The sequence below is a fragment of the Ruegeria sp. HKCCD8929 genome (assembly GCF_013031405.1).
Lineage (GTDB): Bacteria > Pseudomonadota > Alphaproteobacteria > Rhodobacterales > Rhodobacteraceae > Ruegeria.
The window spans coordinates 165,707-183,478 of sequence record NZ_WPZY01000002.1 but is presented as its reverse complement, the minus strand read 5'-3'; the positions used below and the strand labels follow the sequence as shown (position 1 = coordinate 183,478).

Below are 17,772 nucleotides of genomic sequence, written 5' to 3'. Positions count from 1 at the left end.
TATCCCCTCATTTCAGGCATCACGCTCTCAGATACACAAATTTCAGGCGATTATCCCGCAAAATTCACGATATCCTACGCAAAACGACCGGAGGCCCCATGACCCACGCCCTGCGCACCAAGATCGACAGCCAGACCTACGCCGATCAGTCGGCCACCCTGACCGCGCTGACCGAACAGGCCGCCCTGTCCCCGCAGGACCGCGCCGCCATCTGCACCTCTGCCGCCCAGCTTGTCCGCGACATCCGCTCCAGCACCGCGCCGGGGCTGATGGAGGTGTTTCTCGCCGAATACGGCCTCTCCACGGATGAGGGCGTGGCGCTGATGTGCCTAGCCGAGGCGCTCTTGCGGGTGCCCGACGCCGACACCATCGACGCGCTGATCGAGGACAAGATCGCGCCTTCGGACTGGGGCAAGCATCTGGGCCGCTCCTCCTCGTCGCTGGTCAACGCCTCGACCTGGGCGCTGATGCTGACCGGCAAGGTGCTGGACGATGACCAATCCTCGCCCGTCGGCGCCCTGCGCAGCGCCATCAAGCGGCTGGGTGAACCGGTGATCCGCACCGCCGTCGGCCATGCGATGAAAGAGATGGGGCGCCAGTTCGTGCTGGGCGAAACCATCCGCTCGGCCATGGACCGCGCCAAGGGCATGGAGGACAAGGGCTACACCTATTCCTACGACATGCTGGGCGAGGCCGCCCGGACCGAGGCCGACGCCGCCCGCTATCACCTGTCCTATTCCCGCGCCATCGCCGCGATTGCCGAGGCCTGCACCCGTGACGACATCCGCGCCAATCCGGGCATCTCGGTCAAGCTCTCGGCCCTGCACCCCCGCTACGAGGTGGCGCAGGAGGCGCGCGTGATGGAGGAACTGATGCCCCGCCTGCGCGCGCTGGCGCTGCTGGCCAAGGCCGCAGGCATGGGCCTGAACGTGGACGCCGAAGAGGCCGACCGCCTGTCGCTGTCCCTGCAGGTGATCGAGGCGGTGATGGCCGAACCGGCGCTCGCGGGCTGGGACGGGTTCGGCATCGTGGTACAGGCCTACGGCCCCCGCGCCGGGCTGGTGCTGGATACGCTCTACGAGATGGCCGAACGCCACGACCGCAAGCTGATGGCCCGGCTGGTCAAGGGCGCCTATTGGGATACCGAGATCAAGCGCGCGCAGGTCGCAGGCGTCGATGGTTTCCCCGTCTTCACGCAAAAGGCGGCCACCGACATCTCCTACATCGCCAATGCCCGCAAGCTCTTGGCCATGACCGACCGCATCTACCCGCAATTCGCCACCCACAACGCCCATACGGTCAGCGCCATCCTGCATATGGCGCAGGACGGGCAACCTTACGAATTCCAGCGCCTGCACGGCATGGGCGAGACGCTGCACGGGCTGGTCAAGGACCAGCAGAACACCCGCTGCCGCATCTATGCCCCGGTCGGCGCCCATCGCGACCTGCTGGCCTATCTGGTCCGCCGCCTGCTGGAAAACGGCGCCAACAGCTCGTTCGTCAACCAGATCGTGGACGAGAACGTGCCGCCCGAAGAGGTCGCCGCCGATCCGTTCGAAACCGTGCTGCACCCGGCCAATCCGCTGCCGAAAGGGCCTGAGCTCTTCGCCCCCGAGCGCCCCAACTCGCGCGGCTTCGACCTGACCCATGCCCCGACGCTGACGGAAATCGACGCGGCGCGCGACGCCTTCCGCGCGCACCACTGGTACGCGCGTCCTCTGCTGGCCGCGAGCGAGGCCCCGGACAGCGACGAGCCCGTGATCAACCCGGCCAACCCGCAGGACACCCCCGGCGCCGTCGCCCCGGCCAGCGCCGCGGATGTCGAAACCGCACTCGCATCCGCCGCCCCCTGGACCGCACCCGCCGCAGACCGCGCCGCCGACCTCAACAAGGCCGCCGACCTCTACGAGGCGCATTTCGGTGAGCTTTTTGCCCTGCTCGCCCGAGAGGCCGGAAAAACCCTGCTCGATGCCGTGGCCGAACTGCGCGAGGCGGTGGATTTCCTGCGCTACTACGCCGCCAACATCCCCGATGCCGCGCCCGCTGGCATCTTCACCTGCATCTCGCCCTGGAACTTCCCGCTGGCCATCTTCACCGGCCAGATCTCGGCGGCCCTGGCCACCGGCAACGCGGTGCTGGCAAAACCGGCGCCGCAAACGCCGCTGATCGCGCATCGCGCCGTGCAGCTGCTGCACGAGGCCGGTGTGCCCCGCACCGCCCTGCAACTGCTGCCCGGCGGCCCAGTGGTGGGTGCCGCCCTGACCTCGGATGCGCGCGTCTCGGGTGTGGCCTTCACCGGCTCCACCGCCACCGCGCAGAAAATCCGCGCCGCCATGGCCGAGAACCTGGCCCCCGGCACCCCGCTGATCGCCGAAACCGGCGGCCTGAACGTAATGATCGTCGATTCCACCGCCCTCCCCGAACAGGCCGTGCAATCCATCATCGAAAGCGCCTTCCAGTCGGCGGGCCAGCGCTGCTCGGCGCTCCGCTGCCTCTACGTGCAAGAGGATATCGCCGAGGATGTGCTGACCATGCTGCAAGGCGCGATGGACGCGCTGCGCGTGGGCGATCCGTGGCCGATCTCGACCGATTGCGGCCCGGTGATCGACGCGCAAGCCCATCAAGGCATCGCCGAGCATGTCTCCAAGGCCCGCGCCGAAGGCCGGGTTCTCAAGGAGATGCCCACCCCGCCCGACGGCACCTTCATCGCCCCCACCCTGATCGAAATCCCCGGCATCGCAGCGATGAAACGTGAAATCTTCGGCCCCGTCCTCCACGTCGCCCGCTTCAAGGCGCAAGAGATCGACACAGTGATCGCCGATATCAACGCCACCGGCTACGGCCTGACCTTCGGCCTGCACACACGGATCGACGACCGGGTGCAGCACATCACCGAGGCGGTGCATGCGGGCAATATCTACGTCAACCGCAACCAGATCGGCGCCATCGTCGGCAGCCAGCCTTTCGGGAGCGAGGGCCTCTCGGGCACCGGCCCCAAAGCGGGCGGCCCGAACTACATGGCCCGCTTCTGCGCCCCCGACCGGCAGTCCTCGTCTGACGCGTGGACCGGCACAATGGCCGATCTACCCGCCCCCACCGGCACCCCCGCCGCAACCCGCACCGAAACCCTGCCCGGCCCCACCGGCGAGTCGAACCGGCTGAGCGAAACACCCCGCCCGCCCCTCCTCTGCCTCGGCCCGGGCGCCGAGACCGTGCGGAAACAGGCGGAGGTCATCCAGAACATGGGCGGCACCGCGATCCGCGCCACCGGCCAGCTCGACCTGCACCGGCTCGAAAACTTCGACGGCATCTCGGGCGTCCTCTGGTGGGGCGACGAGAACACCGCGCGCGAGATCGAACGGCGCCTCGCCCGCCGCCCCGGCCCGATCCTGCCGCTGATCCCCGGCCACCCCGACCGCGCCCGGGTGATGGGCGAACGGCATGTCTGCGTCGACACCACCGCAGCGGGCGGCAACGCGGCGCTGCTGGGCGGAGCCGCATAACCCACCTTGACGCTGGGCCGTGAAAAGCCCAGCGTCGCCCCATGCTACCGATCCGCGATCACAACCCCTCGGGGCGAACCCCTTATGTCGTCTACCTGCTGATGGCGGCCAACATCCTGATCTTCCTCAGCTATGTGGGGATGATGGACAACGACCGCCTGATCAACCGCTTCTTCTTCGACTACGCCATCATCCCCGCGCGCATCGCAGACGGGTTCAGTTTCGAGACGCTCGTCACCTCGATGTTCCTGCATGGCGGCTGGATGCATCTGGCGGGCAACATGCTGTTTCTGTGGATCTTCGGCGACAATCTCGAGGACGAGATGGGGCATATCCCCTTCCTGCTCTTCTACCTCGCCAGCGGCATCGGCGCCGGGCTGATCCACGTCCTGGCCTCCCCCTCATCGGTCATCCCGACGGTCGGAGCCTCGGGCGCCATCGCCGGGGTCATGGGCGGCTACCTGCTGCTCTTCCCCAGGGCGCGCGTCGATATCCTGCTGATTCTCCTCATCTATTTCCGTATATTCTCGATCCCCGCCTTCGTCATGCTGGGGGTCTGGCTCGGCATGCAATTCCTCGGCGGCGTCAGTTCAGACCCCGATCAGGGCGGTGTCGCCTACTGGGCGCATGCGGGCGGCTTCTTCGTCGGCCTCGCCCTCTGCATCCCGCTCTGGCTGAAACGCGGCGGCACGACCTACTGGAACCGCACCCACGGCCACCCGCCACACCCCGAGCACAAATACAAACTCTCCCCCTCGCGCATCCCAAGGATCCCCCGAAAATGACCCGGATGAAAGCCACCTGCCACTGCGGCGCGGTCGAGATCGAAGCCGAGTTTCCGCACGGCCTCGCCTCCGCCGCCCGCTGCGACTGCTCCTTCTGCATCCGCCGGGGCGCAGCCGCCGTCACCGCCATCGCCGCCTCGCTCAAGGTGCTGAAAGGCAAGGGCAATCTCAGTCTCTACAGCTGGGGCACCCACACGGCAAAACACTATTTCTGCAAGACTTGCGGCATCTACACCCACCACCAGCGCCGCGCCAATCCGCTGGAATGCGGCGTCAATCTTGGCTGCATCGCAGGCGCCAACCCGCGCACGCACGGAGACATCCCCTGGACCGACGGCGTCAACCACCCCTTGGACCGCCAGGCATAGACGCACCGCGCCCTTCATCTTTTTCCAAATACTCCCGCCGGAGGCTCCGCCGCCCCGCGGCGGAATACCGGTCAGCCCCGGATCACCTTGGCGAAATTGTCAAAGATCGGCTCATTGGCACAGATCACCTCGCCGCTCGACAGAATATCGCTCTCCGGATCGAGCGGCTGCACCAGCCCGCCCGCCTCCTTCACGATGATGATCCCCGCAGCCAGATCCCAGGCGTTCAGACGCCGCTCCCAGAACCCCTCATAGCGGCCAGCAGCCACATAAGCCATGTCCAGCGCCGCCGCGCCCCAGCGCCGCACCCCGGCACAAACCGGCATCAGCCGCGCCAGATCCTGCAGCGTCGCGGGAAGATCCGAACGACCGCCAAAGGGCAAACCGGTCGAGAACACCGACTCGATCATCCGATGACGCCCCGACACCCGAATGCGGGTCTCGTTCATCCAGGCGCCCTCGCCCTTCTCGGCAAAATACATCTCGTCCTTGGCCGCGTCATAGATCACGCCCGCCACGATCTTGCCCTTGTGCTCCAGCGCAATCGAAATCGCCCAGTGCGGCAGCCCGTGCAGAAAGTTGGTGGTCCCGTCCAGCGGATCGACGATCCAGCGCCGCGTCGGATCCTCACCCGCGGCCTCACCACCCTCCTCGGCCAGCCAGCCATAGGTTGGACGCGCGCCCAGCAACTCTTCCTTCAGGATGTTCTCGGCGGCGATATCGGCCTTGGACACGAAATCGCCCGCCCCCTTCATAGACACCTGCAGGTTCTCGACCTCGCGAAAGTCCTTCACCAAAGACCGGCCCGCCTTGCGCGCGGCCTTGATCATGATGTTGAGGTTTGCACTGCCAATCATCGGGGAGCTCCTGTTCGGTCAAGCCGCGCGTATACTGGCGCGCGCCCGGCTTGCCAAGGGGCATGATGTGCATAGCTGCCCCAACGGTTTTGCCCAAGCAGACGGCCCTATTGCGCCTGAAGCTTCGTCGCCTCGCTACGCGCCAGTTTCACCAACTCCTGCACGAACGGTTTTTCCAGATCCTCGCTGCGCACCGCCGCATAAAGCCGCCTTGTGATGCCAGTCTCCGTCAAGGGCCGCGTCACGTAATCCGAGTTATATTTTACCTCACGCACCACCCAGTCGGGCAGCACCGAAATCCCCCGGTTCGAGGCGACCAACAGCAGGATCACCGCCGTCAATTCCACCTGCCGGATCGAGGCCGGCTCCACCCGCGCCGGGATCAGCAACTGGCTGAACACGTCCAGCCGGGTCCGCTCGACCGGATAGGTGATCAGGGTCTGGCCGCGAAAATCCTCGGCCTCGATATACGGCTTTTCCGCCAAGGGATGCGACGAGGCGGCGACGAAAACGGCATTATAGTCAAACAGTTCCACGAACTCGACACCCGGCAGATCCTCGGGGTCCGAGGACACGACCAGATCCACCTCTTCCTTCTGCAACGCGGGCAGCGCGTCAAAGGCCAGACCCGGACGGATGTCCACATCCACGTCCGGCCAGGACTTGCGGAACGCCTCCAGCACCGGAAACAGCCACTCAAAACAGGCGTGGCACTCGATGGCGATATGCATCCGGCCCGTGCGCCCGTCGCGCAGCGAGGAAAACTCGGCCTGCATCGCCTCGACCTGCGGCAGGATCTGCTCGGCCAGCCGCAGCAGGCGCAGACCCGCCGCCGACAGCTTCATCGGCTTGGACCGGCGCAGGAACAGCTCGACCCCGGCCTGATCCTCCAACCCCTTGATCTGATGGCTCAATGCTGACTGGGTGATGTTCAGCTGATCGGCAGCGCGGGCCAGCCCGCCGCATTCATGGATCGCCTTGATCGTGCGCAGGTGGCGGAACTCGATATGCATCTATCGCGAGACTCATGTTGTTCTTGAGGAATATGAGTTTGTCTCACAATGCCGCACATGCGACAAGGGTGGAAATGTGAGAGTGAGAGAAACCATGACTGCGCCCGAAATTTCCTTCGAATTCTTCCCGCCCCAGTCACTCGAGGCCTCGTTCCGCCTGTGGGACACGGTGCAGACGCTGGCACCGCTCGGGCCGCGTTTCGTCTCGGTCACCTATGGCGCAGGCGGCACCACCCGCGAACTGACGCGCGAGGCGGTGGCGACGCTGCACAAATCCTCGGGCCTGAACGTGGCCGCGCATCTGACCTGTGTCCGCGCCTCGAAGGACGAGACACTGGCCATCGCCGACAGTTTCGCCGAGGCGGGCGTCACCGACCTCGTGGCCCTGCGCGGCGACCCGCCCAAGGGCGAGGGCCGGTTCCAGCCGCATCCCGGCGGCTTCGCCAATTCGGTGGAACTCATCGAGGCATTATCCGAGACCGGCAAGTTCACCATCCGCGTCGGCGCCTATCCCGACATCCACCCCGAGGCCCCCAGCGCGGCGGCCGATGTGGACTGGCTCAAGGCCAAGCTGGACGCGGGCGCGGATGAGGCGCTGACCCAGTTCTTTTTCGAGGCCGAGACCTTTTTCCGCTTCCGCGATGCCTGCGAAAAGGCCGGGATCGACAAGCCGATCACCCCGGGCATCCTGCCGATCGAGAACTGGAACGGCGCCCGCAACTTCGCCCGCCGCTGCGGTGCCCATATCCCCGACTGGGTCGAGCGCGCCTTCGAGAAAGCCGTGCGCGACGACCGCGAGGATCTGCTAGCCACCGCGATCTGCACCGAGCTGTGCTCGGACCTGATCGAGGGTGGCGTGGACAAGCTGCATTTCTACACCCTGAACCGCCCGGAACTGACCCGCGATGTCTGCCATGCCCTGGGCGTCGTGCCGAAGGTCGAATTGCAGAACGTCGCGTAAGACTTGCCCGCACGTCCCCCGCTGCTAGCGTTCCCCAGAACCAAGGGGAGCGCGCGCGATGCATTACGCCAAAGGGGTCGAGGAATTGCTGGGGCCTGCGGATATGGGCACCATGTCCGGGCTGGAATTCATTCAGGGCATCCTCGAAGGCCGCCTGCCCGCCCCGCCCATCGGCAAGACCTTGGGCTATCAGCTGCACGCGGTCGAAGAGGGCCGCGTGGCCTTTCGCGGCACCCCCACATTCGACGTGTGCAACCCGCTGGGCTCGGTGCATGGCGGCTGGTACGGCACGCTGCTGGACAGTGCCATGGCCTGCGCCGTCCAGACCCGCGTGCCGCGCGGCGCAGCCTACACGACGCTGGAGTACAAGATCAACATCATCCGCGGCATTCCGCTGGGTCTCGAGGTCGAATGCGTGGGCGAGGCCGATCATGTGGGCCGCTCGACCGGCATCGCCCATGGCGAGATCCGCGGCGTCGAGGATGGCCGCCTCTATGCCACCGGATCGACCACCTGCATCGTTCTGAATCTGCCGCGCGGGTGATCAGGTAGTTCGATCCTCTCCGACGCCGGCGCGGACGGACAGGTCGGATTTGCGTATTTTTGGCAAGAAGAAGCGGGCGGGGTGTCTATTGGGCCCGTGAACTGCGCATGAAGTCCTCGGCTAGCGGGGCGGGCATGGTTTCGGGCCGCACGCTTTCATGCAGCCGTTCCGAACGGTCGCGCCCGATGGTGCGGTGGCGGCGCAGCAGGAAAATCTTGCCCCAGCCGCGCCAGGTGCCGACCGAGGGCGCCTCGGTATCGGTTGGGAAGCTCTCGCGCCAGTCCTCGGGCAGCGGCATGCCATGCGCCTCGGCCTTTTCCAGCATCCAGACCAGCGACAGGTTGGAGAGCGGCCGCGCGTCCTCGTGCCCCGCCAGTTGCCCGCCGACATCGCCATGGGTGCCCCGGAACCAGACCTGTTCCACATGGCCGTTGAACCCCGGCGAGCATTGCCACAGGACAGGCTGGAACACCTCGCGCGTCTCATCCAGCGCCAGCGCGTGATAGCCGTGCTGGATGCTGGGGCCGAGCTGGTGGTTGTGGAAGGCATGCCGCGCCTCGGCAAAGCGCCACAGGACCGGCAGGCGCATGCCCAGCGCCTTGACCGTGTCCCACACCCCGATCATCTCGATCTGCAGATCCTCGTGGCAGAACCTGCGCGAGAACTCGGCCGAGTGGGCACTGCGCGGATTGCATTCGTAATGGCGATAGGCCTGCCGGATGTTGCGCACCGTGGCATGCTCGGCCTTGAGCAGACCCACCATGTCGATCACCCCGGCCAGGCTGCGCACGCCATAGGCGCCCCGGGAATAGCCCATGAAAAAGATCTTGTCGCCCGGCTTGTAGCGCGACGCGAGATAACCGTAGGCGCGCCGAATCTGGCGGTTGATGCCCTTGCCCATCACCACATCCGTGGTGCGGCGCCAGCTTTGCCACTGCACCCCGGCCTCGTAAAAGATTGACACGCGCGGGCCCATGGCACAAAGCAGGCGGTAGAGCTGCCCGGCATGGGTCTCGTACCCCGGTTCCAGCGTCGACATGGTGCCGTCGAGGATGATCACGTGAACCAGCGGTTCGCGATGCTGCGTCTCGGCGGAATGCTCGGACCGCAAGGGCCGTCCGAGCCACCCGAGAATTCGTCTACTCAGCCGCGACAGGTTCATCCTTCAACAGTTCCCATACCTTGAGGGGTGTGAACGGCATATCCGCCTGCCGCACCCCGCGTTCCCAGAGCGCATCCTGAACCGCATTTGCCACGGCGGCCAGCGCGCCCACCGTTCCGGCCTCGCCACAGCCCTTCATTCCCATCGGGTTGGCTGTGGATGGAACCGGCACCGAGGTAAATCCAATCATGGGCACGTCGCCCGCGCGCGGCAAGGCGTAGTCCATGAACGTTGCCGTGAGCAGTTGTCCATCCGCATCATGCACCACATGCTCGCACAGCGCCTGACCGATGCCCTGCGCCACCCCGCCATGCACCTGCCCCTCGGCCAGCATCGGGTTGATCAGATTACCAAAATCGTCGACGACCGTGTAGCGGTCGACGCTGACTTCGCCGGTGTAAGAATCGATCACGACCTCGGCAACATGGGCGCCGTTGGGATAGCTGCGCCCGGGCAGCCTGGCCCGGGCCTCGTGCCGTAAAAGCTCCGACCGCCCGTCCGCCCGCGCCATCTCGGCCGCCTCAAGCAGCGTAGGCGTCAGGTTCGACCCCGGCGCGCGGAAGGTTTCGTGGTCAAAGCTCACAGCGCTCTCCTCGACCCCCATCTTATCGGCAAGATAGGGCGTGAATGCGGCAACAATAGTGTCCACCGTGGCCAGCGTCGCATGGCTCTGAGTGGTGACCGAGCGGGACCCACCGGTGCCGCCGCCCTGTGCCATCCCGTCACTGTCGCCCTGAACCACGGTGATCCGCTCCGCCGGGATACCGGTCTGGTCGGCCAGAAACTGGGCATAGACCGTCTCATGACCCTGCCCGTTCGATTGGGTGCCCACATAGAGACTCACACTGCCATCCTCATGGAACTCCACCTTCGCGCCTTCCGAAGGATCGCCCAGAATACTTTCGATATAGTAACAGATCCCCTGCCCCCGCAGCAGGCCGCGTTCGGCATCCGCCGCCTTGCGGGATGCAAAGCCCGTGGTCTGCTCCTGCGCCCGGCTCAGCAGCTTGTCGAAATCGCCGACATCATAGGTCTCGCCAGTGGCGGTCTTGTAAGGAAAGGCCTCGGGCCGGACGAAGTTCCGGCGCCGCAGGTCCCACGGATCGACCCCCAACTCGCGCGCGGCGCGGTCCATCATCCGCTCCAGCACATAGATCGCCTCGGGCCGCCCGGCACCACGATAAGCATCAACCTGCGTGGTGTTGGTATAGATCCCCTCGACCTGCAGCCAAGTGGTCTGCACGTCGTAGACCCCCATCAGCACCCGGCTGAACAGCTGCGTCTGGATCGCCTGCGCAAAATGGCTGTTATAGGCGCCCATGTTGCAGAGGGTTTTCACCCGGTAGGCGGTGATCCGGTGATCGGCATCAAAGGCCAGTTCGGCGACCGAGGTCAGGTCGCGGCCATGATTGTCGGTCAGCATCGCCTCGGTGCGTTCGGACATCCAGTGCACGGGGCGGTCCAGCACCCGTGCCGCATGAGCCACCGGGAAATACTCAGGATACGGCATCGCCTTCATGCCGAACCCGCCGCCCACATCCGGCGTGACCACGCGCAGATCATCGGCACCGATCTTCAGCTTCTCGACCAGCTGCGCCTTCATCCCCCAGACGCCCTGCCCGCCGTAATAGAAATGCAGCCGCCCGTCGCGCCATTCCGCATGGCAACCGCGCGGCTCGATCGAGTTCACGATGACCCGGTTGTCATGAATGCTCAGCGACACCGCGTGCGCCGCCGCCTGAAACGCTGCATCGGTCGCCGCCTCGTCGCCCATGCCCCAGTCAAAGGCGCGATTGTCCGGCGCTTGCGCGTGGATCACCTCCCCGCCCGGCGCCAGATCCATCTTGGCAGGCAGATCGTCGGTCTCCATCCAGATCAGCTCGATGGCATCGCGCGCCTGTTCGAGGGTCTCGGCGACGACCATGGCCACCGGCTCACCCACGAACCGCACACGATCTTTGGCCAGCATGTGGCGCGCTGGCGCGGCCCCTTTCGAGCCGTCGCGGTTGGGCACCACGGTCGCGCTCATCACCGTGTCGATGCCCGCTGCCGCCAGATCATCGACCGTCATCACCAGATGCACGCCCTCGGCCTCACGCGCGGCGTCCAGATCCAGCGCGGCAATTTGCCCATGCGCCACCGGGCTGCGAAAGAACATGGCATACAGCGCACCCTCGGGCATGGTGTTGTCCAGATACCGCCCGTGGCCGGTCAGAAAGCGCACATCCTCGACCCGTTTGACCGGCTGGCTTTTCCCGAATTTCTCCATCCCGCGCCCCTTTCCGACTGCCTCAGAGCGCGAGACTAGCCTGCCGCAACCCGATGTCCAGAGGACGCGCCAGATCGGGGCAGATAATCCAGCAGCCAGTCCCGGAACATGCGCGCGGGCGGGCGCAACAGGTCGCGGTCGTCATAGACCAGATGGTAGGATTCGCGCCCCGGCACCGCGATATCGGACAGGCACGGCACCAGGCCAAACCGCGCCATCAGACTGTCGCTGGCGGGCGCCCGGGCCAGCGCCACGCCCTGCCCCTCGGCGGCCAGTGACGCGGCCATGATGGTGTTGTCCGAGACCATGAACCGGGCGCCGCCGGGCGACAGACGCAGCACCTCGAACATGTGCGGCCACCCGGCGCGATGCGCCGCCACGTCGATCAGGGCAAACCGCAGCAGATCCTCGGGCCGGTGGATCTGATCCGCCAGTTCGGGCAGGGCCACGGGATAGATCACCTCGGACAAGAGCAGATCGCTCTCGACGCCAAATTGCGCCGGATTGCCAAAGACGATCTGCAGGTCCGCGAACCGGTTGGCGAAATCCACCGCGTCGCTGCCGGTGCTCAGCACCAGATTGACATCCGGATGATCGCGCCGAAACCCGCCCAAACCCGGTGCCAGCACGCCTTGGGCAAACAGCAGGATGGACTGGACATAAAGCCTCTGCTCGCGGCTTTCGCCAAACAGGCCCGAGGTGGCGGTCTCCAGCATCAGCAGCGATTGCTGCACGCTGGGCAGATAAGCCCGCCCGGCCTCGGTCAGCGTGACCGCATGGGCGTGGCGGTGAAACAGCGGCGTGCCCAGCCGCGTCTCCAGCGCCTTGACCTGCTGGCTGACCGCCGCCGCCGACATGTTGAGCTGCGCCGCCGCCCGGGCAAAGCTCTCGGTACGCGCCGCCGCTTCGAACACGCGCAGCCAGTTCAGGGAGGGAACGCGGGATGCCATGGGCTTCAGGCTAAGCAAAACTTACCCTGACCGGCAAGACAAACCGTTCTGAGCCCGCGCAAACCCCGCCTAAACTGTCCCCAACGCACGAAACGGAGCCTCCCATGCCCACGCACTTGCCCCTTGAAAACGGCCACCTCTCCGACGCCCAGATCGCGCAATATTGGGAGGACGGGTTTCTCTACCCGTTCCAGATCCTGCCCCCGTCCGAGGCCGCGGACCTGCGCGCCGAACTGGAACGGATCGAGGCCAATTGGCGCGAGACCGACCTGCCCCTGCCGCTCAGCATGTACAAACGCCTCAACAGCCACGTGGTCATGCCGATGGTGGCCCGGCTGGCGCGCGATCCCCGCATCCTCGATGTGGTTCAGGGCATCCTCGGCCCCGACCTGCTGATCTGGTCGGCCGAGTTCTTCATCAAGGAGCCCCGCACCACCCAGATCGTTAGCATGCATCAGGACCTGACCTATTGGGGCATGGGCGAAACCTCGGATCAGGTGACCGCCTGGCTGGCACTGTCCCCGGCCACAACCGCCAGCGGCTGCATGGATCTGGTGGCGGGCAGCCACAGGAACCCTATCCTGCCGCACAACGATACGTTCTCGGACACCAACCTGCTCTCGCGCGGGCAGGAGATCGCGGTTGAGGTCGCCGACAAGGACAAGACCCACATCGAACTGCAACCGGGGCAGATGTCGCTGCATCACGGCCTGACCATCCACGGCTCGGGCCCCAATGCCTCGGACGATCGGCGCATCGGAATGGCGATCCGCTATCTCAACCCCAACGCGCGCCAGCAGGTCGCCGATCGCGACTACGCGATGCTGGCGCGCGGCGCGGATCACAGCAGCAATTTCATCCATATCGACCCGCCCGAGACCCTGTTCGACCCCAAGGCGCTGGACCTGCATCAAAAGATCCGCACGGACCAGGCCAAAGCCCTGACCGAGGGCACCAACAAAACGGTGTCAATGTATCAGGCAGTGGCACCCTCCTCCTGACAAAGCGCGCGTCGGAAGGACCCGCGCCGCATAGATTTGCCCGGCCAATTCCCCTACGCTCCGCCAATGAGCTGGCAGGCGGATCACATATTCCCCTTCTCGGCGGCGCTTTCCACCGGCACCGAGACCACGCATGACGTGCATGTGGGCGGCGACGGCCCGCCCATTCTCATCCTCCAGGAACTTCCCGGCATCGGCCCCGAAACGCTGGCACTTGCCGAACGGCTGAACGCCGCCGGGTTCCGGGTCTACCTGCCCCACCTCTTCGGCACCTTCGGCAAGCTGACACCCAAGCGCAACCTGCTGAGACTGTTCTGCATCCGGCGCGAGTTCCAGATGTTCTGGAAGGGCCGCCAAAGCCCCATCGCCGACTGGATGCGGGCCCTGGTGCGCGACATCCAATCGCGCGAGGGCGGCCCCGGCCTCGGCGTCATCGGCATGTGCCTGACCGGCAGCTTCGCCCTGACCCTGATGGCCGAAGACGCTGTGCTAGGCGGTGTCGCCAGCCAGCCCGCGCTGCCGGTCTTTGGCGGCGACGAATTGCACATGAGCACCGACGACATCACCGCCGCCCGCTCGGGCATGGCGCGCAAGGGCCCGGGACTGGCCATGCGCTACCAAGGCGACCGCATGGCCCCAGCATGCCTGATGCGCTCGCTCGAAACCGCCTTCGGGTGCCACCTGACCACCGTGGAATTCCCCGGACGCGACCACTCGCTGCTGACGCTGGACTTCCTTGAACCGGCCTACCAGCGCGTTGAGGCCTATTTTCGCGACCGCTTCGCGCAAGCGGCCAGCTCCGGCTGATCTCTCCGCCGGAGCGGCATGCTTCCACCGCAGGACCTTGCGTATTTTCAGCAAGAAGAAGTAGGAGGGCGCACCCGGCCCCAAAGGTACAGCCGAAGCCGATCCAAGGCCGCCGGGCCGCTTCTCCTCGCGCGGTCATCGGCTCGCCAGCCTGTACCGCAGACACAGCTTGCAGCGGGCAGGGTTAACATGCGGTTACCCGCTTCTTCTTGCCCCAAATACGCAAATCCCGCGCCCTCCACCCACGCTGACCCGGGAAATGGGGACAAAGCCTTTCCCTTCCCGCGCCCATTCGCTATTGCAGGCGCTGACCACGGATATGATCACGCAGGAACAGCCCCATGGCGATGGACAAAACCTTCAACGCAGCCGAGGCCGAGACGCGCCTCTACAAGGCCTGGGAAGAGGCCGGTTGCTTCAAGGCGGGCGCGAACAAGTCGCGCGACGAAAGCTTTACCATCATGATCCCGCCGCCCAACGTGACGGGTGCGCTGCATGTGGGCCACGCCTTCAACAACACGCTGCAGGATATCATGATCCGCTGGCACCGGATGCGCGGGTTCGACACACTGTGGCAGCCGGGCCAGGACCACGCAGGCATCGCCACCCAGATGCAGGTGGAAAAGATGCTGACCACCACCCAACAGCCCGGTCGCCGTGAGCTGGGGCGCGAGAAATTCCTGGAAAAGGTCTGGGAATGGAAAGGCGAATACGGCGGCACGATCATCGAGCAGCTCAAGCGTCTCGGCTCCTCCTGCGACTGGTCGCGCAACGCGTTCACCATGGCCGGTGCGGCGGGCGATCCGCGCACGGGGCATGAGAATTCGGCCAACTTCCATGACGCGGTGATCAAGGTCTTCGTCGACATGTACGAAAAGGGCCTGATCTATCGCGGCAAGCGGTTGGTCAACTGGGACCCGCATTTCGAAACCGCGATTTCGGACCTCGAGGTCGAGAATATCGAAGTCGCGGGCCACATGTGGCACTTCAAATACCCGCTCGCGGGCGGCGCGACCTACACCTATGTCGAGAAGGACGAGGACGGGAACGTCACCCTCGAGGAAGAGCGCGACTATATCTCCATCGCCACCACCCGGCCCGAAACCATGCTGGGCGACGGCGCGGTTGCGGTTCATCCATCGGATGAACGTTACGCACCAATCGTCGGGAAACTCTGTGAAATCCCGGTTGGCCCGAAAGAGCATCGCCGCCAGATCCCGATCATCACCGACGACTACCCGGACCCGGATTTCGGCTCGGGCGCGGTCAAGATCACCGGCGCGCACGACTTCAACGACTACGCTGTGGCCAAGCGCGGCAATATCCCCTGCTACCGCCTGATGGACACCCGCGGCACGATGCGGGCCGACGGCGCGCCCTATGCCGACGAGGCGGGCAAGGCGCAGGACTACGCCCGCGGCAAGGACTTCACCGAGGGCGAAATCGACGCAATCAACCTGGTCCCCGATCACCTGCGCGGGCTCGACCGGTTCGAGGCGCGCGCGAAAGTGGTCGAAGAGATCACCTCCGAGGGTCTCGCCGTGATGACCCGCGCCGATGATCCGCGTCTGGGCGCGACCGCGCTGAAACCCAAGCACGAGGGCGCCGACAAAGCGGTTCCGCTGGTCGAGTCCAAACCGATCATGCAGCCCTTCGGTGACCGCTCGAAAGTTGTCATCGAACCGATGCTGACCGACCAGTGGTTCGTCGACGCCGAAAAGGTGGTCGGACCCGCGCTGGATGCGGTCAAGGACGGCACCGTCAGGATCATCCCCGAGTCGGGCGAAAAGACCTATTACCATTGGCTGGAAAACATCGAGCCCTGGTGCATCTCGCGCCAACTGTGGTGGGGGCATCAGATCCCGGTCTGGTATGGCCTCGATCTGTCGGCGGAGGATTTCAGGGACGAAAACGATGGCGACCTCGATCTGGTCGAACTCGGTCGTCTGCTGAACGAAGGTGGCATGCTGCACCGTGGCAATGTCATGGAATGTGCGTCGAGCTTTGACGCTGCGGTCGATAGATTTCTGGACGACAACGCCAACATCCCCAGCCCGCTGAGCCACGCAACCGTTGTCGAAGTTGCCGACAAGCATGAAGCGATCCACCAGTTCGCCGAAAGCCTCGCCCAGTATGCCGTCGAACAGGATCCGACCAAACTGGTCTATCCGGTGTGGCGCGACCCCGATGTGCTCGACACCTGGTTCTCGTCCGGCCTCTGGCCCATCGGCACGCTGGGCTGGCCGGACCAGACCGACGAGCTCGAACGCTATTTCCCGACGGATGTCCTGATCACCGGTTTCGACATCCTGTTCTTCTGGGTCGCCCGGATGATGATGATGCAACTGGCCGTGGTGGATCAGATCCCGTTCCACACGGTCTACCTGCACCAGCTCGTCCGCGACGAGAAGGGCAAGAAGATGTCCAAGACCACCGGCAACGTCATCGACCCGCTCGAGATCGTGGATGAGTTCGGCGCCGACGCGCTGCGCTTTACCAACGCCTCGATGGCGGCAATTGGCGGCGTGCTGAAACTCAGCCGCGAGCGCATCACCGGCTACCGCAACTTCGGCACCAAGCTCTGGAACGCGGTGCGCTTTGCCGAGATGAACGGCGTTTACGATGGTACAAGCCGGACAATCGGCGCGCTGGACGCCGTACAAAACGCACAATTCGCGGTGAACCGCTGGATCGTTGGCGAAACCGCCCGTGTCCGCGAAGAGGTTGACGCAGCGCTCGAAACCTACCGCTTCAACGACGCGGCGAATGCCCTCTACGCCTTTGTCTGGGGCAAGGTCTGCGACTGGTATGTGGAGCTCTCCAAGCCCCTCTTGCAGGGTGAGGACACCGCCGCGCAGGAGGAAACCCGCGCCACGATGGCCTGGGTCATGGACCAGTGCATGATCCTGCTGCACCCGATCATGCCCTTCATCACCGAAGAGCTTTGGGGCCTGACCGCCGGGCGCGCAAAGATGCTCGTCCACGCCGACTGGCCCGGCTACAAGGCGGCCGATCTGATCGATCCGGACGCCGACCGCGAGATGAACTGGGTCATTTCGGTGATCGAGAACACCCGCTCGGCCCGCGCCCAGATGCGTGTGCCCGCTGGCCTCTATGTCCCTATGATCGTTACGGAAATCGACGATCACGGCCAAGCCGCGTGGGACCGGAACGAAGTGCTGATCAAGCGCTTGGCCCGGATCGACAGCCTGACCAAGGCGGACGAGCTGCCCAAGGGCACCATCTCGATCACCGCCCCCGGTGCCTCTTTCGGTCTGCCGCTCGCGGACATCATCGACATCGGCGCCGAAAAGGAACGGCTGGAAAAGGCCAAAGGCAAGCTCGCCAAGGAACTCGGTGGCCTGCGCGGCCGCCTGGGCAACCCTAAATTCGTGGCCTCGGCCCCGGAGGAGGTGGTGGAAGAGGCCAAGGCCAACCTCGCCGCCCGCGAAGAGGAAGAGGCCAGGATCAACGAGGCGCTCGCCCGCCTGTCCGAAATCGCCTGACCGTTTCTTCTTGCCAAAAATACGCAAATCCCGAACCCCGCCGCCC

General features: G+C 65.2%; 13 protein-coding genes. 8 read left to right on the top strand and 5 right to left on the bottom strand.

Features of this window, described 5'->3' with window-relative positions:
• Positions 1-98: 98 nt before the first annotated feature.
• Genes putA through GOX53_RS03455 form a run of 3 tightly spaced genes read left to right on the top strand, consistent with a single transcriptional unit; the run spans position 99 to position 4,656 of the window.
• On the top strand, positions 99-3,503 hold the full coding sequence (gene putA, locus GOX53_RS03465) for a bifunctional proline dehydrogenase/L-glutamate gamma-semialdehyde dehydrogenase PutA (RefSeq protein ID WP_171173614.1): 3,405 nt from the start codon (positions 99-101) through the stop codon (positions 3,501-3,503).
• Positions 3,504-3,544: 41 nt separating this feature from the next.
• Complete coding sequence (locus GOX53_RS03460; protein WP_171173613.1) at positions 3,545-4,288, top strand: rhomboid family intramembrane serine protease; 744 nt, start codon at positions 3,545-3,547, stop codon at positions 4,286-4,288.
• A gap of 5 nt (positions 4,289-4,293) precedes the next feature.
• Positions 4,294-4,656, top strand: coding sequence for a GFA family protein (locus tag GOX53_RS03455; RefSeq protein ID WP_171173993.1), 363 nt, complete (start codon positions 4,294-4,296; stop codon positions 4,654-4,656).
• 71 nt (positions 4,657-4,727) lie between these two features.
• On the opposite strand, the gene GOX53_RS03450 is transcribed toward GOX53_RS03455, so the two are convergent.
• Both GOX53_RS03450 and GOX53_RS03445 read right to left on the bottom strand, forming a co-directional pair.
• Positions 4,728-5,513 carry an inositol monophosphatase family protein gene (locus GOX53_RS03450; RefSeq protein WP_171173612.1) on the bottom strand — a complete coding sequence of 262 codons (786 nt, stop codon included), beginning with the start codon at positions 5,511-5,513 and terminating at the stop codon, positions 4,728-4,730.
• A 107-nt stretch (positions 5,514-5,620) separates the two neighbouring features.
• Positions 5,621-6,526 carry a LysR family transcriptional regulator gene (locus GOX53_RS03445; protein ID WP_171173611.1) on the bottom strand — a complete coding sequence of 302 codons (906 nt, stop codon included), beginning with the start codon at positions 6,524-6,526 and terminating at the stop codon, positions 5,621-5,623.
• 94 nt (positions 6,527-6,620) lie between these two features.
• On the opposite strand from GOX53_RS03445, the gene metF reads away from it, so the two are divergent.
• Together metF and GOX53_RS03435 are read left to right on the top strand one after the other, a co-directional pair.
• Positions 6,621-7,487 (top strand): methylenetetrahydrofolate reductase [NAD(P)H], encoded by an 867-nt coding sequence (gene metF / locus GOX53_RS03440; RefSeq protein ID WP_171173610.1) that lies wholly within the window; start codon positions 6,621-6,623, stop codon positions 7,485-7,487.
• Positions 7,488-7,545: 58 nt separating this feature from the next.
• Positions 7,546-8,031 (top strand): PaaI family thioesterase, encoded by a 486-nt coding sequence (locus tag GOX53_RS03435; protein ID WP_171173609.1) that lies wholly within the window; start codon positions 7,546-7,548, stop codon positions 8,029-8,031.
• 85 nt (positions 8,032-8,116) lie between these two features.
• On the opposite strand, the gene GOX53_RS03430 is transcribed toward GOX53_RS03435, so the two are convergent.
• Genes GOX53_RS03430 through GOX53_RS03420 form a run of 3 tightly spaced genes read right to left on the bottom strand, consistent with a single transcriptional unit; the run spans position 8,117 to position 12,412 of the window.
• Complete coding sequence (locus GOX53_RS03430) at positions 8,117-9,193, bottom strand: DUF2235 domain-containing protein (RefSeq protein WP_171173608.1); 1,077 nt, start codon at positions 9,191-9,193, stop codon at positions 8,117-8,119.
• Positions 9,171-11,462 carry a xanthine dehydrogenase family protein molybdopterin-binding subunit gene (locus tag GOX53_RS03425; RefSeq protein WP_171173607.1) on the bottom strand — a complete coding sequence of 764 codons (2,292 nt, stop codon included), beginning with the start codon at positions 11,460-11,462 and terminating at the stop codon, positions 9,171-9,173. The genes GOX53_RS03430 and GOX53_RS03425 overlap by 23 nt, the downstream gene beginning before the upstream one ends.
• 35 nt (positions 11,463-11,497) lie before the next feature.
• The gene (locus GOX53_RS03420; protein WP_171173606.1) at positions 11,498-12,412 is read right to left on the bottom strand and encodes a LysR family transcriptional regulator; all 915 of its coding nucleotides are present in this window, start codon (positions 12,410-12,412) and stop codon (positions 11,498-11,500) included.
• Positions 12,413-12,516: 104 nt separating this feature from the next.
• On the opposite strand from GOX53_RS03420, the gene GOX53_RS03415 reads away from it, so the two are divergent.
• The 3 genes from GOX53_RS03415 to GOX53_RS03405 all read left to right on the top strand — a co-directional run bounded on the left by GOX53_RS03415 (position 12,517) and on the right by GOX53_RS03405 (position 17,726).
• Complete coding sequence (locus tag GOX53_RS03415) at positions 12,517-13,413, top strand: phytanoyl-CoA dioxygenase family protein (RefSeq protein ID WP_171173605.1); 897 nt, start codon at positions 12,517-12,519, stop codon at positions 13,411-13,413.
• Positions 13,414-13,479: 66 nt separating this feature from the next.
• Complete coding sequence (locus tag GOX53_RS03410; protein WP_171173604.1) at positions 13,480-14,220, top strand: dienelactone hydrolase family protein; 741 nt, start codon at positions 13,480-13,482, stop codon at positions 14,218-14,220.
• Between the two features lie 341 nt (positions 14,221-14,561).
• On the top strand, positions 14,562-17,726 hold the full coding sequence (locus GOX53_RS03405) for a valine--tRNA ligase (protein ID WP_171173603.1): 3,165 nt from the start codon (positions 14,562-14,564) through the stop codon (positions 17,724-17,726).
• The last annotated feature ends 46 nt before the right edge of the window (positions 17,727-17,772 follow it).